Here is a 23895-nt window from a genome sequence, read left to right on the forward strand (position 1 = left end):
AGCTGGTGCGTCCCCGTTACTGGACGGTTAACGTTCCGTGTCAGGAGGCAGCGAGCGGTACGTGCCGACCGTGATGTCGCCGGTCAGTTCGACCGTGACGGTCTGCAGACCGACCGGCAATCCCTTCACATAGGTGACCAGAGTGACCTCACCGGGCCGCCGCAGGGTGTAGCCGAGGGCGAACGCGTACGCCGCTCCGCCGGTGGTCCCGTTCGTGAAGGTGGTCACCGAGCGGCCCTCGATGATCTTGCTGTCCGGGCCGACCTGGCGATGCAGATGGCCGGAGAGCAACAGGTTCGCGCAGCCGCGGTTGGCGGTGTCCTGGAACGACGCCGGGTCGTGCACCACCATCGTCGAGATCGGCTTGTCGGCCGGCTGGTCGCAGGCCACATCCGCGAGCCGCACCGACTGCTGCGCGGTGGTCTCGTCGCCAGGAGTATCGGCGCTCCCCAGACCAGTCCTCGTCGGGTCGCTGTCACCGAGAAACCGAATCCCCTCCACCTCGACCGGCTTGCTGTCGAGCACCGTGAACTTGTTCTTCCGCATCTCGGACTCGATGTAGCCGCCCGCGTCGTGGTTGCCCGCGACCGCGACCACCTTGAGGTCCTTGAAGTGCTGGGCCAGCGAGTTGATCGTGAACCCCTCCCAGGACTGCCCGGAGGAGGAGTCGTCGCCGGCGTCGATCAGTACCTTGGCGCCGGCCACCTTGCCGATCTCGGCGGCGATCGGGTCCATCCCGATGTTGTCGTGCCGGTCGGAGACCATCAGCGCGACGGTCTCCCCCTCGGCGGCCTGATGGATCCGGCCGCCGACCATATCCACCTTGTCGAAGACCTTGCCGTAGAACTGGGTCGACCGCTCGTACGTCTGCACCGCCGTACGGATCACCCCGACGCCGCCGGTGGTGTTGAACCCGGCTGCCACCTCGACATCCTTCAGCCGCTGGTCGAAAGAGACCTCCGGCAGCAGTGAGGCGAGCGGCTTCCAGACGGTCGGCGCGATCTCGGGGGCGCGCATCCGGCCCGGTCCGAAGATCGACGCGATGGTGATGAGCATCGCAACCAGTACGACGAATGCCCGGTGCTGGACGCGTCGCTCGGAGCTGTGCAGGGCGACGAAGAGCTCCCGGCGCCGGCGCGGGCCGACCATCGCCCAGGCGGTCGCGACCACGACCGCGACGAGGAGTCCCGATCCGGCACCCGCGACCGCGTTGTCGACGGCCATCTCCTGGATCACCTGCTGGATCTTGGCGATCTCACCGTCCGGCTGGCTGGCGATCAGCGCGTCACGGTTGAGCAGGTCGGTGAGGTTGTCGGCGTCGGTCTCCTGGATGTCGACGTTGAGGCCGAGACCGGCCGGCAGGTCGGTTTTCAGCCGGAGCCGCGGGAGAACGGCGCCGAGGTCGAGGGTCGCGTGACCGTCGAAGGTCGGCGAGACCTCGGCGGCGTGCGCGCCGATGGTGACCCGCTCGGAGTCGTTGACGAAACCGAGCAGCCCGACCCCGGCCGAGACGACCGCCCAGAGCACGACCAGCGCCACCCACGGCGCCGCCTTGCGGAGCCGCGCCTTCGTCACCAGCCGAGCAGACACGGTTTACAACCTATTGCGAACGATCAAATCGCCGCAGCTCGCCGCGCGGTGCATCTCGTACTGCGGACCGCCCCTCGTTCACCCTCCGTTGCGTCCGAAGAAGCGGAGGGACGTGCACTCCACTTCTTCGGACGCAAGCGGTCAGACGACCAGGGGGCGGGCGGTGGGGGGGATGGGGGTGGGAAGGGTGGAGGAGCCGGTGAGGTGTTTGTCGACGCCGTTGGCGCAGGAGCGGCCTTCGGCGATGGCCCAGACGATCAGCGACTGACCGCGGCCGGCGTCGCCGCAGACGAAGACACCGTCGACCGAGGTCTGGTAGTTCTTGTCCCGCTTGACGTTGCCCCGCTCGTCCAGGTCGACACCCAGTTGCTCGAGGAAGCCCTCGCGCTCGGGGCCGAGGAAGCCCATCGCCAGCAGCACGAGCTGCGCGGGGATGGTCCGCTCCGAACCCTCGACCGGGGTGAACCGGCCGTCGACGAGTTCGACCTCGACCAGGTTCAGGCCGGAGACGTTGCCGGCAGCATCGGCCTCGAAGTTCACCGTCGAGACCGCGTAGACCCGCTCGCCGCCCTCCTCGTGCGCGGAGGCGACCCGGTAGATCATCGGGTACGTCGGCCAGGGCTGCCCGGCCGGCCGCTCGTCGGACGGCCGCGGCATGATCTCCAGCTGGGTCACGCTCCGGGCACCTTGGCGGTGTGCCGTCCCGAGGCAGTCGGCTCCGGTGTCACCACCACCGATGATCACCACATCCTTGCCGGTAGCAACGATCTGGTCCTCGACGGTCTCCCCCAGCGCGACCCTGTTCGCCTGCGGCAGGTACTCCATCGCCTGGTGGATACCGCCGAACTCGCGGCCGGGCACCGGCAGATCGCGGGCCGCGGTCGCACCGGTGGCGATCACGACCGCGTCGTACCGCTGCTTGAGCTGGGTGCCGGTGACGTCCACGCCGACGTTGACGCCGGCCCGGAAGACGGTGCCCTCTTCCTTCATCTGCTGGATCCGGCGCTCGACCTGCACCTTCTCCATCTTGAACTCGGGGATGCCGAATCGCAGCAGCCCACCCGGTGCCGAAGCACGCTCGTAGACGGCGACCGTGTGCCCGGCCCGGGTCAGTTGCTGGGCAACAGCCAGTCCTGCGGGGCCGGAGCCGACGACCGCGATCGTCTTGCCGGTCAGCCATTCCGGCGGCTGCGGCTTGACGTCGCCGGCCTCCCAGGCCTTGTCGATGATCGCGACCTCGACGTTCTTGATCGTCACCGGCTCCTGGTTGATCCCCAGCACGCAGGCCGGTTCACAAGGCGCCGGGCACAACCGCCCGGTGAACTCCGGGAAGTTGTTGGTCGCGTGCAGCCGTTCGATCGCACCGGTCCAGTCGTCGCGCCAGACCAGGTCGTTCCACTCCGGGATCAGGTTGCCGAGCGGGCAGCCGGAGTGACAGAACGGGATACCGCAGTCCATGCACCGGCCGGCCTGCTTGGTGATGATCGGCAGCAGCGCCTTGCCCGCGCCACCGGGGTAGACCTCTTTCCAGTCCTGCTTGCGCTCCTCGACCGGGCGACGCTCCGCGACCTCGCGCGGGGTGGTCAGGAATCCCTTCGGGTCAGCCATCAGATGGCCTCCATCATCGCTCGCGTGGTGGCGTCCTCGTCCAGCCCGTCCCGCTCGGCAGCGGCCTTCGCTGCGAGCACCCGGGCGTAGTCGCGGGGCATCACCGTGGCGAACCTGGCAGCGGCGGCGGTCCAGTCGCCGAGCAGCTTCGCTGCCCGCTCCGAACCGGTCTCCTCGTGATGGCGCCGCACCAGGTCCTGCAACAGTTCGGACTCCTCGGCGGTGAGCGGGAGCAGGTCGACCAGCTCCGGGTTCACCAGCGCGGGGTCCAGGTCGAGCACGTGGGCCACGCCGCCCGACATGCCCGCTGCGAAGTTCCGGCCGACCGCGCCGATCACCACGACGCGACCACCCGTCATGTACTCGCAGGCGTGGTCGCCGACCGACTCGACCACGGCGGTGGCACCGGAGTTCCGGACACAGAACCGTTGCCCTGCGCCACCATTGATGAACAGCTCACCGGACGTCGCGCCGTACGCGATGACGTTGCCGGCGATGATCTGGTCGGCCGCGTCGAAGCGCGCGTTCCGGTCCGGCCGGATCACCACCCGGCCGCCCGACAGGCCCTTGCCGACGTAGTCGTTCGCGTCGCCCTCCAGCCGCAGCGTGACGCCACGTGGCACGAAGGCGGCGAACGAGTTACCGGCCGACCCGGTGAAGGTCAGGTCGATGGTGCCGTCCGGCAGCCCGGCGGCTCGGTACTTCTTGGTGATCTCGTGGCCGAGCATCGTGCCGACGGTCCGGTTCACGTTCCGGATCGGCAGCTGCGCCCGGACCGGCTCGCCGTTGTCGATGGCCGGCGCGCAGATCCGGATCAGCTCGTTGTCGAGCGCCTTGTCCAGGCCGTGGTCCTGCAGCACGGTCTGGTGCCGGGAGGCACCTTCCGGCAGCGAGGGCACGTGCAGGATCGGCGACAGGTCGAGCCCGTCGGCCTTCCAGTGGTCCACCGCGCGCTGGATGTCCAGCACTTCGGCGTGCCCGATCGCCTCGTTCAGCGTCCGGAATCCCAGCGAAGCAAGGTATTCCCGGACCTCCTCGGCGATGAACTCGAAGAAGTTCACGACGAACTCGGGCTTCCCGGCGAACCGCTCACGCAGTACCGGGTTCTGGGTCGCGACGCCGACCGGGCAGGTGTCCAGGTGGCAGACGCGCATCATGATGCAGCCCGAGACGACCAGCGGAGCCGTGGCGAACCCGTACTCCTCCGCGCCGAGCAGTGCCGCGATCACGACGTCCCGGCCGGTCTTGAGCTGACCATCGGTCTGTACGACGATCCGGTCGCGCAACCCGTTGAGCAGCAGCGTCTGCTGCGTCTCAGCCAGCCCCAGCTCCCACGGACCACCCGCGTGCTTCAGCGACGTCAGTGGAGCAGCACCAGTTCCGCCGTCATGACCAGAGATCAGTACGACGTCCGCATGCGCCTTGCTGACGCCTGCGGCAATCGTGCCGACGCCTACCTCGGAGACCAGCTTCACGTGCACCCGTGCGGACGGGTTCGCGTTCTTCAGGTCGTGGATGAGCTGCGCCAGGTCCTCGATCGAGTAGATGTCGTGGTGCGGCGGCGGCGAGATCAGCCCGACGCCTGGTGTGGAGTGCCGGGTGCTGGCGACCCACGGGTACACCTTGTGGCCGGGCAGCTGCCCGCCCTCGCCGGGCTTCGCGCCCTGCGCCATCTTGATCTGGATGTCGTCGGAGTTCGTCAGGTACTCCGCGGTGACCCCGAAGCGACCGGACGCGACCTGCTTGATCGAGCTGCGCCGGGCCGGGTCGTGCAGGCGATCGGAGTCTTCGCCGCCCTCACCGGTGTTCGACTTGCCGCCGAGCTGGTTCATCGCGATCGCCAGCGTGGTGTGCGCCTCGGCGCTGATCGACCCGTAGCTCATCGCACCGGTGGAGAACCGCTTGACGATCTCGGAGACCGGCTCGACCTCGTCGATGCTGATCGGCTCACGATCCGACGCGAAGCCGAAGAGCCCGCGCAGCGTCATCAGTCGCTCGGACTGCTCGTCCACGCGGGACGTGTACTGCTTGAAGATGTCGTAGCGCCCGGTGCGGGTGGAGTGCTGCAGCCGGAAGACCGTCTCAGGGTCGAACAGGTGCGGCTCACCTTCACGCCGCCACTGGTACTCGCCGCCGACCTCGAGTGCTCGGTGCGCGGCGACGATCCCGTCCGCCGGGTACGCCCGCAGGTGCCGCTCGTGCACCTCGCGCGCGATCACGTCCAGCCCGATGCCGCCCAGCTTCGACGACGTACCGGTGAAGTACGCGTCGACCAGGTCCGGCGACAGACCGTTGGCCTCGAAGATCTGCGCGCCCGTGTACGACGCGACGGTGGAGACGCCCATCTTCGACATCACCTTGAGGACGCCCTTGCCGAGCGACTTCACCAGGTTGCGGACCGCCTGCTCGGGTTCGATCCCGGGCAGGTAGGTGCCGCGCCGGCAGAGGTCCTCGACCGACTCCAGCGCCAGGTACGGGTTGATGCCCGCGGCGCCGTACCCCATCAGCAGGGCGACGTGGTGCACTTCGCGGACGTCCCCGGCCTCGACGACCAGACCGACCTGCGTGCGGGTCTTCTCCCTCACCAGGTGGTGATGAACCGCGGCGGTCAGCAGCAGGGACGGGATCGGCGCGTTCTCGGCGTTCGAGTGCCGGTCGGACAGCACCAGGATCCGGGCGCCGCCGGCGATCGCCTCGTCGGCCTCGGCGCAGATCTCGTCCAGCCGGGCCTTCAGCGCGGGCCCGCCGCCCTCGACCTCGTAGACCCCGCGGAGCACGGTGGTCGCCAGGCCGGGCAGGTCGCCGTCCAGGTTGATGTGCCGGAGCTTGGCCAGTTCGTCGTTGGTGATCACCGGGAACGGCAGCACCACCTGCCGGCAGGACGCCGGGCTCGGGTCGAGCAGGTTCGCCTCCGGCCCCAGCGACGAGGACAGCGACGTGACGAGCTCCTCGCGGATCGCGTCCAGCGGCGGGTTGGTGACCTGGGCGAACAGCTGCGCGAAGTAGTCGAACAGCAGCCGCGGACGGTCGCTCAGCACGGCGATCGGGGTGTCCGTACCCATCGAGCCGATCGGCTCCGCGCCGGTCTTGGCCATCGGGGTGAGCAGGATCCGCAGCTCCTCCTCGGTGTAGCCGAACACCTGCTGGCGCCGGGTGACCGAGGCGTGGCTGTGTACGACGTGCTCGCGTTCGTGCAGGTCCTCGAAGCGGATCAGGCCGGCGTGCAGCCATTCGTCGTACGGGTGCTCGTCGGCGAGTGCCGACTTCACCTCGTCGTCGGTGATGATCCGGTGCCCGTCGACGTCGACCAGGAAGATCTTGCCCGGCTCGAGCCGGCCCTTCTGGACAACGGTCGCCGGGTCGATGTCGAGCACGCCGGCTTCAGAGGCCAGTACGACGAGGCCGTCCTCGGTCACCCAGTACCGCGAGGGGCGCAGACCGTTGCGGTCGAGCACCGCGCCGACCTTGGTGCCGTCGGAGAACACGACCGATGCCGGGCCGTCCCAGGGCTCCATCAAGGTGGAGTGGAACTCGTAGAACGCGCGCCGCTTCGGATCCATCGTGGTGGCGTTCTCCCACGCCTCCGGGATCATCATCAGCATCGCGTGCGGCAGCGACCGGCCGCCGAGATGCAGGAGTTCCAGCACCTCGTCGAACGAGGCCGAGTCCGAGGCGTCCGGCGTACAGATCGGGTAGATCTGCTCGAGGTCGCCCGGGATCAGGTCGCTGGACAGCAGCGCCTCGCGGGCCCGCATCCAGTTCCGGTTGCCCTGCACGGTGTTGATCTCGCCGTTGTGAGCGATGTACCGGTACGGGTGGGCCAGCGGCCAGGACGGGAACGTGTTGGTGGAGAATCGGCTGTGCACGACGCCGATCGCCGAGGCGAGGTCGGGGTCGGTCAGCTCGGGGAAGAACTTGTCCAGCTGGTCGGTCGTCAGCATCCCCTTGTAGGTGATGGTGCGGCTCGACAGGCTCGGGAAGTAGGTCGCCGTCTCGTGCTCGGCGCGCTTGCGGAGCCGGAACGCCATCCGCTCCAGCGCGAGGCCGAGCACCCGGCCCGCGGATGCGGCGACGAACAACTGGCGGAAGACCGGCATCACCGAGCGCGCGGTGGCACCGAGCAGGTCCGGGCTGGTCGGGACGTCGCGCCAGCCGAGAACGGTCAGGTTCTCCTCGGCGGCGAGCTCCTCGATCCGGGCGACCGCCTTGTCGGCGTCGTCGGGGTCCTGCGGCAGGAACGCGATACCGGTCGCGTAGCCGCGAGCGACGGGCAGCTCGAAGTCGCACACCTTGCGGTAGTACGCGTCCGGGACCTGTAGCAGGATGCCGGCGCCGTCGCCGGAATCGGGTTCGGCGCCGGAGGCACCGCGATGTTCCAGGTTCCGCAGGGCGGTCAGTGCTTTCGCCACGATGTCGTGGGTGGGTTCACCGGTCAGGGTTGCGACAAAGGCAACGCCACACGCATCGTGCTCGTGGCGTCCGTCGTACAGACCCTCGCTCGGGAATGGGGGGCGACCAAACATTCAGGGGCTCCCGTCGTCCTACGGTCAACAACTGGCCGCGGGACAACATTGGCCCAAGCCGGGAGTCCCGAGACTACCTCATGACGACCGACAGGTGGACAGACATTCCACCGTTGCGGCCGTCTTCACCGTTCACTGTCACCGCTTGTAAGCAAGCGCTCACTCCTTCTCCACTCATGGTGACAGCAACCGCTTCCCGACCACCAGACAGCACCCAAATATTCATCACCTTCTCAGCAAGACGTCGTGATACTCCTGGGCACATGACCTGGCGTCCTGCAGCCGGCTGGCAACCACTCACCTCCGGAACCGGCCAATCGAACGTCGGCGTCTGGCGCACCCCCGAGGGTTGGGTGGTCAAGCGCCTGGTCCCCGGCGTCGACAACCCCCGCCACCACGCCTACTGGCGCCGCCAGCCCCTACTAGCCGAATCCCGTCTCCTGGAAGCAACCCCAGGCCTGCGCTCCCCTACCTGCCTGAAGGTCGAGTGGGACGAAGGAGGCGCAACGATCTGGACAGCCGAGGTCTCACCGGCCACCGATGCCGCCGCCTCGCCCGCCGCCAATGGCCGCTCGCCCGGGGCTGGGGATCCGCTCTTCCTCGCGGTGGCGCTCGGGCGCTTCGCCCAGGCCCACGTTCCGGAGCCTTCTTGGGGTGCGCGGGATGTGCTCCGGGATCGGCTCGCAACGGTTGCCGGTCGGGGTGGGTGGGGCGCGCTCGACCCGGAGCTGCCGGCGGACCTGCGTCACGTCGTACGGGATCTGTGGGTACGGCGTGACGCGGCTCTTGCGGAACTGGACGCGCTGCCGCGTGTTCCTACGCACGGCGACGCTCACCCGGGCAACCTGATCGGCCGGGACGGCGAGGACGTGATCGCCATCGACTGGGAACAATTCGGCCTTGCCCCCACCGGCTTCGACCTCGGCTACCTCATACTCGCCGTCGACCTGCCGTTGGACGACCTCCTCGCGGCCTACGCACTCGCCGACCGACCTCCGAATGGCGAACAGGAGCCCTCCAACCGGATGACCGCCGCCAACCTCCACGCCGTACGACGTGGCGCCGTCCTCACCGCCGCCTACACGGCCATCTCCCGCGCCGCCTGGTCCCTCACCCAACCCGACCCGGGCGACCACCTCACCCGCCTCCTCCACCTGAGCAACCTGATCGCCGAAGCCAACGGCGAACCCACACGATGAGGGGTTAACGCTCGAAACTGTGGGTTGGCACCCGGTATGCACAGAGGCAACCCACGGTTTGAGGGGTTAACCCCTCATCGTGTGGGTTCGCCGGAGCGCGGGGCAGCGTGGTGCGGGTCAGCGTGGTGCGGGGGGCGCAGGAGGTGGGGGTCAGGGGTGGTCTGCGCGGGCTGTTCGGGGGTCCCGGTCGGCGTGCTGGCGGAGGGTCGAGAGGGTAGCGGCCAGCTGGTCCACGGAGTCGGTGGGGAGGATCGAGCCGATCCAGGTGGTGAGTTCGGACTTGTAGGTTGGCTCGGCTTCGGCGAGCAGGCGCCGGCCGACGGGGGTCAGGGCGACGAGTGACGAGCGGCGGTCGTCGGGGTTGGCGGTGCGGCGTACGCGGCCGGCCGCTTCGAGGCGGTCGACCGCCTTGCTGGTGGCGCCGACGGTGATCGCCATCTCCTGGGCCAGGTCGTACACCCGGCACGTCCCACGGCTGTCGATGAACCGCAGGAACTCGTACTGGCCGAGCGGGAGCTCGTGCTCCGCCCGCAACCGGGCATCGATCGCGTTGTAGAGCCGCGTCTCCACCCGGACCAGATCGTTGAACACCGCCGCGAGCTCCGCCACAGAAAGACAACCTTCTCGGGAATTAGATTCAAGGGAATGTAGTTGACAGGAAGTGGATTCCTTGGAATCCATCCTCGCAGACAACTCCCCCGGAGGTTGACATGAGTCACGAACAACGCGCGGCGATCATCGAACTGATGCGCAGCGCACCACAGTCGGAGGACCGGACGACGGCCGGTCAGCGTGCTTCGTTCGACCGGCAGTTCAAGGACCGCCCGCTCGGTGCGGGCGTCACGTCGCGCGCCACCAAGCTGGGCGGGGTCGACGCCATCGACATCACCGTCGACGGCGGCGACCGTCCAGGCGTGATCCTCTATCTGCACGGTGGCGGCTACGTGGTCGGCTCGGCGAACACCGGCAGCATCCTGGCGACCGCACTCGCCCGCCGCGTCGGCACCCCGGCGGTTTCGCTGGAGTACCGGCTGGCTCCCGAGCATCCCTTCCCGGCGGCCGTCGACGACGCGTACGCCGCCTACCGCGCGCTGCTCGACGGCGGCACCCCGGCGAGCGACATCGTCCTCGCGGGCGACTCGGCCGGTGGCGGACTGGTGCTCGCCCTGCTGCTCTCGGCTCGCCGCGACGGCCTGCCGCTACCGGCCGGCGCAGCGCTCTTCTCGCCTTGGACCGATCTGTCGCTGTCCGGCGCGAGCATGGCCCACCGGGAGCACCTCGACCCGATCTTCGACCGTGCGCAGGTGCAGTGGTACGCCGACCAGTACCTCGCCGGCCAGAGCCCGCTCGACGAGCTGGTCAGCCCCGCCTTCGCCGACCTGACCGGTCTGCCGCCGTTGCTCATCCAGGTCGGCTCGTACGAAGTGCTGCTCGATGATTCGCTCCGGCTCGCCGCCCGGGCAGCCGAGAGCGAACTCGACGTCCGGCTGGAGGTCGTCGCCGGCGCGCCTCATGTCTTCCAGCTCCTCGCCGGCGAACTCGAAGAGGCTGACGAAGCCCTCGACCGCGCCGGGCTCTTCTTGAGCGACCAACTGGTGCGTTACGAAGCTGCTCGCCAGGCGTCGTAGAAGGCTGCATAGCTGGGGAATCTCGTGGTGGTGGCTTCTTGGAGTACGGCGTACTGCGGGGCGATAGCGCGGCAGGCGGTGGGGTCGAGGGTGCCGTCGGAGAGGAAGACGAGGGCGGTGCGCGCCATCACGAACGCGGTGGTGCGGTCGTCGATGGGCGCGCCGAGTGAGAACTCCTCGGGGGCCATGAAACGGCTGGAGCCGAACATGCGGCCCATGTCGTTGCGGTACGGCCCAGGACGGTAGCTGTCGAGGTCCATGACCGTCAGCTGTCGCTCCGAGAAGTTGTAGATGAGGGCGCCGTCGTAGAAGTCGCCTGTCACCCAGCCGGCCTTGGCGAGGTCGGCGTGGAGGTCGAAGAGCTGGTCCAGTGCAGCGACCAACTCGTCAACGGGAAGCGCCTTGAAGCGCTGGGGTGCGCTAGTTGGATCGTCAGGCTGATCCCCGGCCGCGTAGAGCAGTTCGCCTTCGCGCCATTCGTAGACCAGGACGGGGCCGCCGGGTGACTCGATCACACCGTGGAAGGTTGGCATCGCCGGGTGGAGGACCGACTCGGCCAGGCGGGCGGCGTTGCGGAGGAGTTCCTGGCGGGCTTCGAAGTCGAGGTAGGGCTCGGTGTCGGACGCGACACCGGCGGTTTTGAAGAAGTAGCGCTCGGGGCCGACTTGTACGCCGTACGAGATGTTGCCCGAGTCCTGCGTGTCGGCGCCGAAGCGGGCGAAGACCTCGCCGATTCGCTCGAGATGGGTGACTGGCTGTTCGTCGATCTCCCCAGGAAACATTCCGCCGACTCTAGTGATCAGCGGACGGCCGGCACGACGGATTTAACCGACGCCTGGGCCGACGAGGGTGCCGACGGCGTAGGTGAGGGCTGCTGCGGCGCCGCCGAGGATGAGTTGGCGCAGGCCGGAGTACCACCAGGAGCGGGTGGTGACGCGGCTGACGACCGCACCGCAGATGAACAGGGCGGTGAGCGACAGGACCAGCGAAGGGATCACGCTGCCGGCGCCGAGCAGGTAGGGCAGCAGCGGGATCAGGGCGCCGATGGCGAAGCAGATGAACGAGGAGGCCGCCGCGACGACCGGGGACGGGAGGTCGTTGGGATCGAGGCCGAGTTCCTCGCGGACGTGCTCTTCCAGCGCCTGGTCGGGGTTGGCGTGGAACTGCTTGGCGACCTGGTCGGCCAGCTCGGGGTCAAGACCCTTCTGCTGGTACGTCGCGGAGAGTTCGCGCTCCTCGTCGTTCGGGTGCCGCTTGATCTCCTGGCGCTCGACCTCGATCTCGGCGCGGGCGAGTTCGCGCTGCGAGGCGACCGAGGTGTACTCCCCCGCCGCCATCGAGAACGCGCCGGCGGCGAGCCCGGCCAGGCCGGCGAGCACGATGAACTTCGAGCCGGACTCGGTCCCGCCGTCCATCCCGGCGATCAGCGCGAAGTTCGAGACCAGCCCGTCCATCGCCCCGAAGACCGCCGGGCGCAGCCACCCGCCGGTCACGTCCCGGTGAACGTGGTCCCCGGAGTGCTCCGCGGACACCTGGGCGTCGGTCACTTTTCCCGTTTGATGACGGAGGGCAGCTCGGTGGATTCCGGAGCCCCAGCAGACGTGCTGCTCGCAGTACCGGCTGCCTTGCCGGCCTCGGCTTCGGCTTCGGCGGCATCGACCTCGGCCGCGTCCTCGGTCGGCTTGTCGTCGGACGGCGCCGCGGTGACGATGCTTTCCTGGCCCGGCTTGGTGCGGGAGGCGTAGACGAAGTACGCGACCGACAGCACGAAGAGGATCAGCGCCGTCCACACGTTCAGCCGCAGCCCGGCGAAGTGGTTGACGGTGTCGATGCGAAGGTTCTCGATCCAGGCGCGCCCGGCCGTGTAGCCCGCGACGTACAGGGCGAACGCCCGGCCGTGGCCGAGCTTGAAGCGCTTGTCGACCAGGATCACCAGCGCGACCACGGCGAGGTTCCAGATCGCTTCGTACAGGAATGTCGGGTGGAAGGTGGCGAAGTCGGCGTACCCGTCGGGCCGGTGCGCGGCGTCGATCTTCAGTCCCCACCAGTGCGTCGTCGGCTTCCCGAACAGCTCCTGGTTGAAGTAGTTGCCGAACCGGCCGACCACCTGGGCGAGCGCGATCCCCGGTGCCATCACGTCCGCGACGGCCAGGAACGGCACCTTGTGCCGGCGGCAGGCGATCCAGGCACCGAGCAGCCCGAAGGCGACCGCGCCCCAGATGCCGAGCCCACCGTGCCAGATCTTCAGCGCGTCGATCGGGTGCTTGCCCTCGCCGAAGTACAGCTCGTTGTCGGTGATCACGTGGTAGATCCGCGCCCCGACCAGGCCGAACGGGACCGCCCACATGATGATGTCGGCGAGCACCTCGGGCGTTCCGCCGCGGGCGATCCAGCGCTTCCGGCCGAGCCAGTAGCCGGCGAAGATGCCGATCAGGATGCACAGGGCGTACGCGCGCACCGGCAACGGGCCGAGGTGCCAGACGCCCTGGCTGGGACTGGGGATGAATGCCGGCACGACCACGGCGGGAAGCTGACTAGACATGGCAAGCACGAACGCTACTCGACGCCCCCGGGCCCGACCACCGACAGGCGGTCACGATGAAGACTCGACTGCCGCCTTGATGCCGTCCGGGGTCATCTTCTGCGCATCCACCTGGTTGCCGTTCACGTACGCCGTCGGGGTCCCGGTGACCCCGCGATCGGTCGATGCATTCGAGACCGAGTCGATCCACCCGGCGTACGTGTTCCCGTTCACGGCGGCCGCGTACTTCGTCTCGTCCACCCCCAACTGCTTGCCGAGCTGCATCAGCTGATCGGTCGTCCAGGCCTTCGAGAAGTCCCCGTAGACCGCGTCGACGAAGCTGAGCGCCTTCCCCGAAGCGGCCGAGGCGGCGAACGCGTTGGCGAGGCGCGGCGAGTCGTCCGGGCTGACGAACGCCAGCGGCCAGTAGGTGATCGTCGCCGTGCCGTCCTCGACCAGCTTGTCGAGGGTCGGACCGGTCGCGGTCTCGAACTCCTCACAGTGCGGGCAGCGGAAGTCGAGGTACAGGTCGATGTTCGTCTTCGCCCCGGCCTTGCCGATGGTGATGCCCTTGCCAGCGGTCCCCGGCCCGGTGATCACCACCGGCTCGGGCCTTCCGCTCGCGGTGACGGAGATCTTGGAGTGCTCCTGCCAGTACTTCACGCCGACCATGGTGACGATGGCGAGCAGGACGACGCCCACGGCCACTACACCGACCGATAGCCGCCGGCGCCGTTCCTGCAACAACGGGTTACTCATTGGTTGTCCGCCACCAGTTTGCCGAAGTCGTGGGCGAGATCGCCGATCGCCGCGTTCGACAGCCACAGCACGTTCGCCTTGTCGTCCGCGCCGAAGCCGATCACCTGCGCGCCGTGGCCGACCTCGTACCCGCCGGACGGCAGCTTCTGCATGCCCTCGACCGGTACGCCGACCGCCTTCGCGATGTCCTTGATGGCCGGCAGCGTTCCGGTCAGCCCGACGAACGACGGGTCGAAGCGATCCAGGTACTTCCGGATCACCGGCCCCGTGTCGCGGGCCGGGTCCGTCGTGATGAAGAGCAACTGGATCTGCTTGCGGGTGGCATCGTCCAGTTTGGTCAGCGCGGACGCGACGTCGGCCATCACCGTCGGGCACACGTCCGGACAGTTCGTGTAGCCGAAGAACACCAGCGTGACCGGCTTCTTCGTCGAGGTGACCAGGTTGAACTCGTTGCCGTCGGTATCGGTCAGCGACTTGGCCGGCAGCGTGTACGGCCGGTCCAAAGTTGCCCCACGCAACCCGTTCGGATCACCGGCCGGCGTACGGATGATCGCTCCGCCAGGGTTGTCCGCTGTCTGCTTCTGACCGCCACTGCAGCCCACCAGGGCAAGCAGAGCCACCGCGGCGAAGAAAATGGCCGCGTTCCGGTTTCGACTCACGCTCGCTCTAACGGACGGCGAAGGTGCGAGGTTCCCGGCGGACGCCTTCGGCCAGGCTTTCGGTCAGTTCCCGTACGCCGGAAGACCCGCCCTCGTCGAGCGCCTTCACGAAGGCCGAGCCCACGATCACCGCATCGGCGTACGCCGCGACTCCCGCCGCCTGGTCGCCGTTGGAGACCCCGAGACCGACCCCGACCGGGATCCCGGTGACCGCCTTCGTCCGGGCCACCAGCGGTGCCGCCAGATCCGAGGTCTTCTCGCGAGCACCCGTGACGCCCATCACGGCCGTGGCGTAGACGAAACCACGGCAGTTCGCCGTCGTCATCGAGATCCGCGCGTCGGTCGAGGACGGCGAGACCAGGAACACCTTGTCCAGCTCGTTCTTGTCCGCCGCCGCGATCCACTCCGCGCCCTCGTCCGGGGTCAGGTCGGGCGTGATCAGCCCCGCTCCCCCGGCGGCCGTGAAGTCGGCGGCGAACCGGTCCACGCCGTACCGCTCGATCGGGTTCCAGTACGTCATCACGAGCACCGGTACGTCGGAGTACGCGGCGAGCTGCTCGACCGTGCTCAGCACGTCCCGCGTGCGCAGCCCTTGGGCCAGCGCGGTCTCCGCGGCCCGCTGGATCGTCACGCCGTCCATCACCGGGTCGCTGTACGGCAACCCGATCTCGAGCACGTCAGCACCGCCGTCGATCAGCGCTTTGATCGCGTCGATCCCGCCCGCGATCGTCGGGTACCCCGCCGGCAGATAGGCGACCAGCGCGGCGCGCCCTTCGTCGTTGGCCTTCCGGATCGCGGCCCCGGCGTTGCCCAGGGCAACCAGTTCGCTCATTTGCTGCCGCCTTCGGCGTCGATCAGGCCGAACCATTCGCCGGCCACCAGCTCGCTCATTTTTTGCCTTCTGCATCGATGAGGCCGAACCATTCGCCGGCGGTGTCCATGTCCTTGTCGCCGCGGCCGGACAGGCAGACCAGCAGGGTCGCCTCCGGGCCGAGCTCCTTGGCGATCTCCAGCGTGCCGGCGATCGCGTGCGCCGACTCGATCGCCGGGATGATGCCTTCGGTCCTGGCCAGCAGCCGGAACGACTCCATCGCGTCCGCGTCCGAGACCGGCCGGTACGACGCGCGCCCGGTCTCCGCGAGCCACGAGTGCTCCGGCCCGACGCCCGGGTAGTCCAGGCCGGCCGAGATCGAGTGCGACTCGATCGTCTGACCGTCCTCGTCCTGCAACAGGTAGGACCGGGCGCCGTGCAGTACGCCGATCTGGCCGGCCGTGATGGTCGCGGCGTGCCGGCCGGTCTCGTACCCGTCGCCGCCGGCCTCGATGCCGTAGAGCTTCACATCGACGTCCGGAACGAAGGCAGCGAACAGACCGATCGCGTTGGAACCGCCACCGACACAGGCGATCGCGGCATCCGGCAGCTTGCCGAGCAGCTCGAGCGACTGGGCGCGGGCCTCGTCACCGATGCCACGGACGAAGTCGCGGACCATGGCCGGGAACGGGTGACCGCCGGCCGCCGTACCGAGCAGGTAGTGGGTGTCGTCGACGCTGGAGACCCAGTCGCGCAAGGCCTCGTTGATCGCGTCCTTCAGGGTGCGGCTGCCGGTCTTCACCGGGATCACCTCGGCGCCGAGCAGCTTCATCCGGGCGACGTTCAGGGCTTGGCGCTCGGTGTCGACCTCGCCCATGTAGACGACGCAGTCGAGATCCAGGTAAGCACAAGCGGTGGCCGTGGCGACGCCGTGCTGGCCGGCGCCGGTCTCGGCGATGACGCGTCGCTTGCCCATCCGCTTGGTCAGCAGGGCCTGGCCGAGCACGTTGCGGATCTTGTGCGCGCCGGTGTGGTTGAGGTCCTCGCGCTTGAGCAGGATCCGGGCGCCGGCGACTTCGGACAGCCGGGTCGCGTCGTAGAGCAGGCTCGGCGTACCGGCGTACTCGCGGAGCATCCGCTCGAACTCGTCGGTGAAGGCCTTGTCGGCCATCGCCTCCTGCCATGCCTTCGTGAGCTCGTCGAGCGGGGCGATCAGCGCCTCCGGCATGAACCTGCCGCCGAAGCGGCCGAAGTGCCCGAGTTGGTCAGGAAGCACAGCAGTCATCATTCGCCTTCCAGTGCACGGTTTCCTCCACGGCAGTGGAGGAAACCGCGGACGTCTTAGTGACGCTGCTGGATGGCGGGGTGCGATCCCGCAGCGACGAGGTCGGCGACCGAGGCGCGCGGATCGCGGCCGGTCACCAGGGTTTCACCGACGAGGACGACATCGGCCCCGGCGCGCGCGAACTCGATTACATCATGCGGCCCGCGGACACCCGACTCCGCCACCCGGACCAGGTTGGTCGGGATCGACGGCGCGACCCGGGCGAAGGTGTCCCGGTCGACCTCGAGCGTCTTCAGGTTGCGGTTGTTGACGCCGATCAGCTGGGCCCCGGCGTCCACCGAACGCAGGGTCTCCTCGGTGTCGTGCACTTCCACCAACGGGGTCAACCCGATGGACGTGGCCCGCTCGATCAGCGAGACGAGCGCCTCCTGCTCGAGCGCCGCGGCGATCAGCAGCACCATATCGGCGCCGGCCGCGCGCGCTTCCCAGAGCTGGTACGAGGAGACGATGAAGTCCTTGCGCAGCACCGGTACGTCGACCCGGCCGCGGACCGCACGGAGGTCTTCCAGGCTGCCGCCGAACCGGCGCTTCTCGGTCAGCACGCTGATCGCCGCCGCACCACCCTCGGCGTACTCGTAGGCCAGCGCCGCCGGATCGGCGATGTCGGCCAGCGCGCCCTTGGACGGGCTGGAGCGCTTCACCTCGGCGATGATCGCGATCCCGTCGCCGCGGAACACCGGCATCGGGTCCTTCGCGTCGGGCTTGCGCTGCGCTTCCTGCTTCAGGTCGTCCAGGCTGACCCGCGTTTGGCGCTCCGCGAGGTCCTCCCGAACCCCGGCGAGAATGTCGTCAAGCACAGTCATGTCTGTGGTCCGTCCGTCAGTGGTGGTCGCTGGACTTGGCACCGAAGCCGAGCAGCTGCATCACCTTGCCGACCAGACCACCGGCCACGGCGATCGCGGCGGAGATCCAGAACAGCACCCAGTTCGGGCCCATCACCATCGCGATGGCGCCGAGGGTGAAACCGACGAGCACGATCACCACGGCGGTCCAGGCCGCCGGAGTGCTGCCGTGCAGGCCGCCTGCGTGAGCGTCTTCGCTCTCGTAAGTCGCCGCTTGATCCGCGGTCGTATTGTCCACCATTGGCGCCACTCCTCGTTGTCGTCCCGTCCTATTGTGGCGGTACCCCGCCGAACTCAGATCGTCGGGTCCTCACCCGCGTCGATCGCCTTCCACTGATCAGCCGGTGTGGCGGCCGGATCACGCTCGTACCGCGCGGTGGGCCGCCGCCATCGATGAGCGGTCAGTACGGCGATCACGCCGGCCGCGAAGAGCACGAGACCGCCTGCCAACGCGAGCCACGGGGCAGGTCCGGTGCTCAAGGTGACGTGGTCGGTGACGGCCTGGCTGAGCTCCGGGCGGAGCCTGCCGAGCTCGGTCGCGTTGGGCCGCACCTGCAGGGCAACGCCGATCGCGGCCGCACCCATGAACACCAGCAGGCCGGAGATCACCCGGCGCAGCGCAGTACCGGCCAGTTTGGTGACGATCACCGCCACCACTGCCGCCAGGCCCAGCGTCACGGGCGCGTGCGAAACCGTGTAGCCGTTGAAGTTCACCTTCGGGCGGCCGCTGCCCGGGTCGGCCCTGGACCACGTGAGGTAACCCGAGAGGGCCAGCAGCACGAGGGCTACCAGGGTCAGCAGGTCCACCAGTCGTTGTGGGCGCATCAGACCTCGGAGAACGTTCCGGCGACGGCGATCGCGTTCAGGACGGCGGCGGCCTTGGTGCGGCACTCGGCGTCTTCCGAAGCCGGGTCCGAGTCGGCGACGATGCCGGCGCCTGCTTGGACGTAGGCGGTGGTGCCGCGAAGCACCGCAGTACGGATCGCGATCGCTGTGTCGGCGTCACCGGCGAAGTCGAGGTAGCCGACGACGCCGCCGTACACGCCGCGTCTGGTCACTTCGAGCTTGTCGATGATCTGCATCGCTCGTGGCTTCGGTGCGCCGGAGAGGGTTCCGGCGGGGAACGCTGCGGTCAGTGCGTCGAACGCCGTCTTCCCTGCTGCCAGCCGACCAGTGACGGTCGATTCCAGATGCATCACGTGGCTGTAGCGGCGGACGTCCATGAAGTCGACCACCTCGACCGTGCCGGGTGCGCAGACGCGGCCGACGTCGTTGCGGCCGAGGTCGACCAGCATCAGATGCTCGGCGCGCTCCTTGGCGTCGGCCTTGAGCTCCTCCTCCAGCGCGTGGTCCTCTTCCGGCGTCGCGCCGCGCGGGCGGGTGCCGGCGATCGGGTGCAGGATCACCTTGTTGTCGGTGACCTTCACCAGCGCTTCCGGGCTGGAACCGACGATGTCGAAGCCGTCGAGGCGGACCAGATACATGTAGGGGCTCGGGTTCGACCTGCGCAGTACGCGATAGATGTCGAGCGCGCTGGCCTTGGTCTGCAGTTCGAAGCGTTGCGAGACGACGATCTGGAAGGCCTCGCCTGCCCGGATCTCTTCCTTGGCGGTCTCGACTGCTTCCCGGTACTCGGCGCTGGACCGTTGGCGATGCGGGTCCGGTTGCGCCTGGCGGTCAGCGTGTACGACGTACGACGGGGTCGGCTGAGCGAGATCGCGTTCCATCGCGTCGAGGCGGCGTACTGCGTCGGCGTACGACTCGTCGACGCGCTCGTCGGAGTCGTCCCAGTTGACCGCGTTCGCGATCAGCCAGACCTCGCCGGTCTCGTGGTCGAGCGCGGCCAGGTCGGTCGCGAACAGGAAGGTCAGCTCCGGCAGGCCGAGGTCGTCGGTCGTTGTGTCCGGCAACCTTTCCAGCCGGCGGACCGCGTCGTACCCGAGGAAGCCGACCATGCCACCGGTCAGCGGCGGCAGGCCCGGCAGACGTGGGGTGTGCAGGATCTCGAGAGTCTCGCGCAGCGCCTTGAGCGGGTCACCGGTCTGCGGCAGGCCGACCGGTGGGTTGCCGGTCCAGAGGGCCTGGCCGTCGCGTTCGGTCAGCGTCGCGGCCGAGCGGACGCCGATGAACGAGTAACGCGACCAGACGCCGCCGTTCTCGGCCGACTCGAGCAGGAAGGTGCCTTCGCGCTCCGCGGTGAGCTTGCCGTAGACGCCGATCGGGGTCTCGGCGTCGGCGAGCAGCCGCCGCGTCACCGGGATGACGCGGCGGTCCTTGGCGTATTCGCGGAACGTCTCCAGATCGGGGGTGTTCACTGCGTGACCTCGATTTCGCCGTGTTCGAAGCAGCTCCGGGTGCCGGTGTGGCAGGCGGGACCTTCCTGGTCGACGAGGACGAGGAGGGTGTCGGCGTCGCAGTCGACCAGGATCTGCTTCACGTGCTGACGATGACCGCTGGTCTCGCCCTTCACCCAGTACTCCTGGCGGCTGCGCGACCAGAACGTGCTGCGCCCGGTCTTCGCCGTACGCCGTACCGCTTCGGCGTCCATCCAGCCGACCATCAGCACCTCACGCGTGTCGTGCTGCTGCACCACAGCAGGAATCAACCCCGCCGAGTCGAACTTCAGCTCCTCGATGCTCACGGGTCTCATTCTCCCGCATCCCTCCGACACTTCCGACCACACGGGTAGGTTCGGGACGTGAACCTGAAGGCGTACTACGCGGAACAGCGGCGATGCGCTGGGCCGTCCTGGGCAACGACCGGAGGGCACCCGTGCCGCCGGACAGACTGACGAGGCTGGTCCTGGCCGCCGACCGGGCCGGTGCCCTTGCGATCGCCTATGCCTCACTGACCGGCCTTACGGCGTACGACGTACTGGTGAAGGTGATGGACACGTTTGTCACCCCGCGCGCGAGTTTCGAGCAGTCCTGACAGGATGGCGGGATGACGACGAGTGTTGCGCGGGTGCAGGGTCTGTTGCAGGAGAATCCGCTGATCGACGGTCACAACGATCTGCCGATCGCGTTCTACGAACTGTGCGAGTACGACCTGGACGCGCATGACCTCAGCGTCGGCGTACCGGCCTTGAACACCGACCTGCCGCGGCTGCGGGTCGGGCAGGTCGGCGGGCAGTTCTGGTCGCTGTGGGTGCCGGAGGACGAGCACGCCGTACGGCGCACCTTCGAGCAGATCGACTTCGTACGCCGGCTCGTCGCGCGCTACCCGGATTCGCTCGCGCTGGCGTCGACGGCCGACGAGGTCGAGGCCGTGTTCAAGGATCGCAAGGTCGCCTCCCTGATGGGGATGGAAGGCGGGCACTCGATCGACAGCTCGCTCGGGGTACTGCGGGTGATGCGGGCGCTCGGCGTGCGGTACATGACGCTGACCCACAACCACAACGTGCCGTGGGCGGACTCCGCGACCGACGAGCCCGTGCTGGGTGGGCTGAACGCGTTCGGTGAGGACGTGGTCCGGGAGATGAACCGGATCGGCATGCTCGTCGACCTCTCGCACGTCTCGGCGGACACCATGCGCGACGCACTCCGGGTGACGAGCGCGCCGGTGATCTTCAGCCACTCGTCGGCGCGCGCGGTCTGCGACGTACCGCGGAACGTACCCGACGACGTGCTGCAGACCCTCGCTGCGAACGACGGTGTCTGCATGGTCACCTTCGTCCCGTACTTCGTCTCGCAGCCCTTCGTCGACTGGGTCGCCGAGGCGCAGGAGGTCGCTGGGTCGCTCGACCTCGACCCGTTGCGGCCCGCCGACCAGCGCAAGCTGATGGAGGCGTACGACAAGCCGAAACCGCAGGCCACTCTGGACGACGTGGTGAAGCACGTCGAGCACGTCCGCGAGGTGGCCGGCGTCGACCACATCGGCATCGGCGGCGACTACGACGGCTGCCCCGAGTTCCCGGCCGGCCTGTCCGACGTCGCGACGTACCCGTCCCTCTTCTACGCCCTCGCCGACCGCGGCTGGAGCGACGCCGACCTGGCAAAACTTGCCGGCGGCAACATCCTCCGCACCCTCCGCGCCGCCGACGAGGCCGCCGCCTGACTGTTCAGTCGTCGAGCAGCCAGGTGTCGCACGGCGAGGTGTCGAGGGGTTAGTTGTCGCGGACCAGGTCGCGGGTTTCGGGGAGGGGGACGAAACCTGCTGCCTGGTAGGTCGCGACGGCGCCGACGTTGGAGCTCGGCGTCGCGACCACCGCGCTCGACGAACCCAGTTCGCGCAGCATCGCGGCCGCGGCGAGCGTGATCGCCTGCCCGTACCCGTTGCCGCGGAAGTCCCGGTGGACACCCATCGGCTCCAGCAAACCAGGCTTCCCCGGCCCGGCCGACCACACCGTCACCGCGGCGACCCGCTCGCCATCCGCGTCGCGACCGACGAGACACCGCGCATCGGCGTACGGCGCTCCCCCGGCCATCGCGTGCCAGCGTTCTTCGGTAAAGGTCGACCCGTCGAACGCGGCCCGCTGCACCGCAGTACGGACCGGCGCGCTCTCCGCGTCGATCACCTCGATGCTCAGCCCGGGCTCCTCGACCGGCTCCGCGAGCCCGCGCCGGAGCGGCGTCCACGGCGCATCGACAGCCCACCCGTCCTTGAACAACAGGTCCTTCACCCGCGAGTCGGTCGGCGCCTCGAGGTACACCTTGCCCTCGATCAGTACGCCGCGCTCCGGATCGGACACATCCGCAACGATCTGCCGGGCGACCTCCTCGTCCTCGAACACGTCCGGCGCCAGCGCCAGCCGCAAAAGATCCGGCTCATCCAGCAACCCGACCGCGACCGTCACCCCGTCCCGCTCCCACACCCGAACCGCCCCCGCGGTCCTTTCCCCACCAAACCGCCAGAACCACCCCAGGTCCCCCGGATGCAATTGGAACACCCCCGCATCCGTCTGCCACTCCCCCAGCACCCGCGCAACCCCCGCCAACCCCTCCACCGAGGCCGTCCCCAACGAAATAGTCATCCCCCCATCCCACACCACCCCACCCCCACCCCGCACCCCAGTTCCCCCGCGGCCCGACCCCAACTCACGCCCACCCAGCCACCCGCATCGCCGCCTCGCGTCGCCGCCTCATTCCGGCGACTTTGTGCCCGGCTTGACCAAACGGGCTCGACCTCGGCGGTGAAGTGGGGCACAAGGTCACCCCGAAGGCGCGCGTCGGATGCGGGTTGTGGGTTATCCACAGGAGGGCAGCGGGAGAGAGCGGCGGCACGGGTTCGTCCGGCAGCATCTGATGATGGAAAAGCTCAGCGTCGAGGTCCGGGAGTCGCTGCAGGCCGTTCTCTGGACGCCTCAGCGGTACAGCGATCTCCGACGACTCGGTCTGCTCGACCACGACGTCCGGCGGCTATTACGCAACGACACCCTGCAGAGATTTCATCACCACTACATCAGCGGCACCCTTGATGTGCAGTTGGCTACAGCTCGCTGCGTGCAGGCGGCGTATGCCCATTCGGTGATCAGCCATGTCACCGCCGCTCAACTACGTGATCTCCGCGTCTGGTCCGATGGACACCCCCCTCCACCAGCGAGGACCTGGCTGACCTACCCACCGGGTAAGTGTCGACGCAACCGGAACAAAACCGACCTCGTACTCCGGCGAGCGACTCTCCGACCGGGCGATCTCCAGCGCCACCTGGGATTGGTGCTGACCTCGGATGCCCGGACGACGATCGACCTGGCCCGGGAACTACCGTTCGCCGAGGCGGTGGTGACGGCCGATCACGCACTCGCCGTCGCGGTCACCCCTGAACAACTGGAGGATGTCGTCCGGCGCCAGCGCCGCTGGCCGGGCATCGCCGGGGCAAGGTCGGTTCTGGCCTTCGCAGACCCTCGCTCGGAATCCCCCCTCGAGTCGTTCGCGCGAGTGGTGTTCGCCGAGGCCGGACTGCCGGCGCCGGTGCTGCAGGTCCAGTTCTGGGAGGGGTCGTGGTGGATGGACGAACGGGTCGACTTCTGGTGGCCGGAATACCGCACCATCGGTGAAGGGGATGGTCTCGGCAAATTCGAGGCTGCGACGGCAGCCGAGCGCCGCCGACTTCTCCGGCGCCATCAGCACCGAGATCATCGACTCGCAGACCTGGACGTCGAAGTCGTCCACTTCGGATGGGAGGACGTCGGTCGTCCCGCGGAACTCGCCGACCGGTTCCGGGCCGCGTTCAGCCGCGGACTCCGCCGTACCGGTGACAGCCCCGTATGGCGCACACCCGACTTGGCCGACTACCCATTCCGCCCCCACCCCGGCCACGACGCCTTCACCTGACCGCCATCGCCCGCCCCCTTGCTCGCGACCCACTTTGTGCCCCATTCCACCAAACGCGCGCCGACCCGATGGATATCTCGGGCACAAGGTGCCCCTCCAAAGGCGGGCGGGGCGCGGGCGGGCGCGAGAGGTGGGGGC

22 protein-coding genes are annotated in these 23895 nt (G+C 68.6%); 5 read left to right on the forward strand and 17 right to left on the reverse strand.

Features of this window, described 5'->3' with window-relative positions:
* Positions 1-27 precede the first annotated feature (27 nt).
* From ABZ004_RS22660 to gltB, 3 genes are all read right to left on the reverse strand, one after another.
* On the reverse strand, positions 28-1590 hold the full coding sequence (locus ABZ004_RS22660; RefSeq protein WP_355682422.1) for a metallophosphoesterase: 1563 nt from the start codon (positions 1588-1590) through the stop codon (positions 28-30).
* Between the two features lie 141 nt (positions 1591-1731).
* Positions 1732-3198, reverse strand: coding sequence for a glutamate synthase subunit beta (locus ABZ004_RS22665; protein ID WP_355682423.1), 1467 nt, complete (start codon positions 3196-3198; stop codon positions 1732-1734).
* Entirely contained in the window at positions 3198-7721 is a 4524-nt protein-coding gene (gene gltB / locus ABZ004_RS22670) for a glutamate synthase large subunit (protein ID WP_355682425.1), read from the reverse strand. Before gltB ends, ABZ004_RS22665 begins: the two co-directional genes overlap by 1 nt.
* A 263-nt stretch (positions 7722-7984) precedes the next feature.
* On the opposite strand from gltB, the gene ABZ004_RS22675 reads away from it, so the two are divergent.
* Positions 7985-8920, forward strand: coding sequence for a phosphotransferase (locus tag ABZ004_RS22675; protein ID WP_355682427.1), 936 nt, complete (start codon positions 7985-7987; stop codon positions 8918-8920).
* Positions 8921-9070: 150 nt separating this feature from the next.
* On the opposite strand, the gene ABZ004_RS22680 is transcribed toward ABZ004_RS22675, so the two are convergent.
* Positions 9071-9529 carry a MarR family winged helix-turn-helix transcriptional regulator gene (locus ABZ004_RS22680; protein WP_355682429.1) on the reverse strand — a complete coding sequence of 153 codons (459 nt, stop codon included), beginning with the start codon at positions 9527-9529 and terminating at the stop codon, positions 9071-9073.
* A 101-nt stretch (positions 9530-9630) separates the two neighbouring features.
* Here ABZ004_RS22680 and ABZ004_RS22685 point away from each other — a divergent pair, with 101 nt between their 5' ends.
* A complete protein-coding gene (locus ABZ004_RS22685) occupies positions 9631-10548 on the forward strand; it encodes an alpha/beta hydrolase (protein WP_355682431.1) in 918 nt (305 codons plus the stop codon).
* Here the strand turns inward: ABZ004_RS22685 and ABZ004_RS22690 are convergent.
* From ABZ004_RS22690 to hisI, 12 genes are read right to left on the reverse strand one after another with little or no spacing between them, the layout of a single operon-like run.
* The gene (locus ABZ004_RS22690; RefSeq protein ID WP_355682433.1) at positions 10521-11330 is read right to left on the reverse strand and encodes a hypothetical protein; all 810 of its coding nucleotides are present in this window, start codon (positions 11328-11330) and stop codon (positions 10521-10523) included. The genes ABZ004_RS22685 and ABZ004_RS22690 overlap by 28 nt on opposite strands.
* A 42-nt stretch (positions 11331-11372) precedes the next feature.
* Positions 11373-12095, reverse strand: coding sequence for a VIT1/CCC1 transporter family protein (locus ABZ004_RS22695; protein WP_355682434.1), 723 nt, complete (start codon positions 12093-12095; stop codon positions 11373-11375).
* Positions 12092-13090 carry a prolipoprotein diacylglyceryl transferase gene (lgt, locus tag ABZ004_RS22700; RefSeq protein ID WP_355682436.1) on the reverse strand — a complete coding sequence of 333 codons (999 nt, stop codon included), beginning with the start codon at positions 13088-13090 and terminating at the stop codon, positions 12092-12094. The genes ABZ004_RS22695 and lgt overlap by 4 nt, the downstream gene beginning before the upstream one ends.
* A 51-nt stretch (positions 13091-13141) precedes the next feature.
* Positions 13142-13828 (reverse strand): thioredoxin domain-containing protein, encoded by a 687-nt coding sequence (locus ABZ004_RS22705; protein WP_355682438.1) that lies wholly within the window; start codon positions 13826-13828, stop codon positions 13142-13144.
* Complete coding sequence (locus ABZ004_RS22710; RefSeq protein ID WP_355682440.1) at positions 13825-14487, reverse strand: SCO family protein; 663 nt, start codon at positions 14485-14487, stop codon at positions 13825-13827. The genes ABZ004_RS22705 and ABZ004_RS22710 overlap by 4 nt, the downstream gene beginning before the upstream one ends.
* Before the next feature lie 7 nt (positions 14488-14494).
* A complete protein-coding gene (trpA, locus tag ABZ004_RS22715) occupies positions 14495-15319 on the reverse strand; it encodes a tryptophan synthase subunit alpha (RefSeq protein WP_355682442.1) in 825 nt (274 codons plus the stop codon).
* 55 nt (positions 15320-15374) lie between these two features.
* Positions 15375-16583, reverse strand: a complete 1209-nt coding sequence (gene trpB, locus ABZ004_RS22720) for a tryptophan synthase subunit beta (RefSeq protein WP_355682444.1) — start codon at positions 16581-16583, stop codon at positions 15375-15377.
* A gap of 56 nt (positions 16584-16639) precedes the next feature.
* Positions 16640-17446 carry an indole-3-glycerol phosphate synthase TrpC gene (gene trpC / locus ABZ004_RS22725; RefSeq protein WP_355682445.1) on the reverse strand — a complete coding sequence of 269 codons (807 nt, stop codon included), beginning with the start codon at positions 17444-17446 and terminating at the stop codon, positions 16640-16642.
* A gap of 16 nt (positions 17447-17462) precedes the next feature.
* The gene (locus tag ABZ004_RS22730; protein ID WP_355682447.1) at positions 17463-17726 is read right to left on the reverse strand and encodes an HGxxPAAW family protein; all 264 of its coding nucleotides are present in this window, start codon (positions 17724-17726) and stop codon (positions 17463-17465) included.
* 53 nt (positions 17727-17779) lie between these two features.
* Positions 17780-18310, reverse strand: a complete 531-nt coding sequence (locus ABZ004_RS22735; RefSeq protein WP_355682449.1) for a Trp biosynthesis-associated membrane protein — start codon at positions 18308-18310, stop codon at positions 17780-17782.
* A complete protein-coding gene (locus tag ABZ004_RS22740) occupies positions 18310-19800 on the reverse strand; it encodes an anthranilate synthase component I (protein WP_355682451.1) in 1491 nt (496 codons plus the stop codon). Before ABZ004_RS22740 ends, ABZ004_RS22735 begins: the two co-directional genes overlap by 1 nt.
* Positions 19797-20126, reverse strand: coding sequence for a phosphoribosyl-AMP cyclohydrolase (gene hisI / locus ABZ004_RS22745; RefSeq protein ID WP_355682453.1), 330 nt, complete (start codon positions 20124-20126; stop codon positions 19797-19799). Before hisI ends, ABZ004_RS22740 begins: the two co-directional genes overlap by 4 nt.
* 92 nt (positions 20127-20218) lie before the next feature.
* Here hisI and ABZ004_RS22750 point away from each other — a divergent pair, with 92 nt between their 5' ends.
* Both ABZ004_RS22750 and ABZ004_RS22755 read left to right on the forward strand, forming a co-directional pair.
* Positions 20219-20416, forward strand: coding sequence for a hypothetical protein (locus ABZ004_RS22750; protein ID WP_355682455.1), 198 nt, complete (start codon positions 20219-20221; stop codon positions 20414-20416).
* 12 nt (positions 20417-20428) lie between these two features.
* Positions 20429-21541 (forward strand): dipeptidase, encoded by a 1113-nt coding sequence (locus ABZ004_RS22755; RefSeq protein WP_355682456.1) that lies wholly within the window; start codon positions 20429-20431, stop codon positions 21539-21541.
* Positions 21542-21590: 49 nt separating this feature from the next.
* On the opposite strand, the gene ABZ004_RS22760 is transcribed toward ABZ004_RS22755, so the two are convergent.
* Positions 21591-22457, reverse strand: coding sequence for a GNAT family N-acetyltransferase (locus ABZ004_RS22760; RefSeq protein WP_355682458.1), 867 nt, complete (start codon positions 22455-22457; stop codon positions 21591-21593).
* Between the two features lie 274 nt (positions 22458-22731).
* Here ABZ004_RS22760 and ABZ004_RS22765 point away from each other — a divergent pair, with 274 nt between their 5' ends.
* Positions 22732-23757: a hypothetical protein gene (locus ABZ004_RS22765; RefSeq protein WP_355682460.1), complete on the forward strand. Its 1026-nt coding sequence runs from the start codon at positions 22732-22734 to the stop codon at positions 23755-23757.
* The last annotated feature ends 138 nt before the right edge of the window (positions 23758-23895 follow it).

The organism is Kribbella sp. NPDC006257 (assembly GCF_040613535.1).
GTDB lineage: Bacteria > Actinomycetota > Actinomycetes > Propionibacteriales > Kribbellaceae > Kribbella.

Coding starts and splice junctions, on each gene's coding strand:
- ABZ004_RS22755 (WP_355682456.1), top strand. CDS start 20,429: ATGACGACGAGTGTTGCGCGGGTGCAGGGTCTGTTGCAGGAGAATCCG.
- ABZ004_RS22685 (WP_355682431.1), top strand. CDS start 9,631: ATGAGTCACGAACAACGCGCGGCGATCATCGAACTGATGCGCAGCGCA.
- ABZ004_RS22760 (WP_355682458.1), bottom strand. CDS start 22,457: ATGACTATTTCGTTGGGGACGGCCTCGGTGGAGGGGTTGGCGGGGGTT.
- ABZ004_RS22735 (WP_355682449.1), bottom strand. CDS start 18,310: ATGCGCCCACAACGACTGGTGGACCTGCTGACCCTGGTAGCCCTCGTG.
- ABZ004_RS22750 (WP_355682455.1), top strand. CDS start 20,219: ATGCGCTGGGCCGTCCTGGGCAACGACCGGAGGGCACCCGTGCCGCCG.
- ABZ004_RS22665 (WP_355682423.1), bottom strand. CDS start 3,198: ATGGCTGACCCGAAGGGATTCCTGACCACCCCGCGCGAGGTCGCGGAG.
- ABZ004_RS22730 (WP_355682447.1), bottom strand. CDS start 17,726: ATGGTGGACAATACGACCGCGGATCAAGCGGCGACTTACGAGAGCGAA.
- trpC (WP_355682445.1), bottom strand. CDS start 17,446: ATGACTGTGCTTGACGACATTCTCGCCGGGGTTCGGGAGGACCTCGCG.
- ABZ004_RS22705 (WP_355682438.1), bottom strand. CDS start 13,828: ATGAGTAACCCGTTGTTGCAGGAACGGCGCCGGCGGCTATCGGTCGGT.
- gltB (WP_355682425.1), bottom strand. CDS start 7,721: ATGTTTGGTCGCCCCCCATTCCCGAGCGAGGGTCTGTACGACGGACGC.
- trpA (WP_355682442.1), bottom strand. CDS start 15,319: ATGAGCGAACTGGTTGCCCTGGGCAACGCCGGGGCCGCGATCCGGAAG.
- lgt (WP_355682436.1), bottom strand. CDS start 13,090: ATGTCTAGTCAGCTTCCCGCCGTGGTCGTGCCGGCATTCATCCCCAGT.
- ABZ004_RS22675 (WP_355682427.1), top strand. CDS start 7,985: ATGACCTGGCGTCCTGCAGCCGGCTGGCAACCACTCACCTCCGGAACC.
- ABZ004_RS22690 (WP_355682433.1), bottom strand. CDS start 11,330: ATGTTTCCTGGGGAGATCGACGAACAGCCAGTCACCCATCTCGAGCGA.
- trpB (WP_355682444.1), bottom strand. CDS start 16,583: ATGACTGCTGTGCTTCCTGACCAACTCGGGCACTTCGGCCGCTTCGGC.
- ABZ004_RS22765 (WP_355682460.1), top strand. CDS start 22,732: ATGGAAAAGCTCAGCGTCGAGGTCCGGGAGTCGCTGCAGGCCGTTCTC.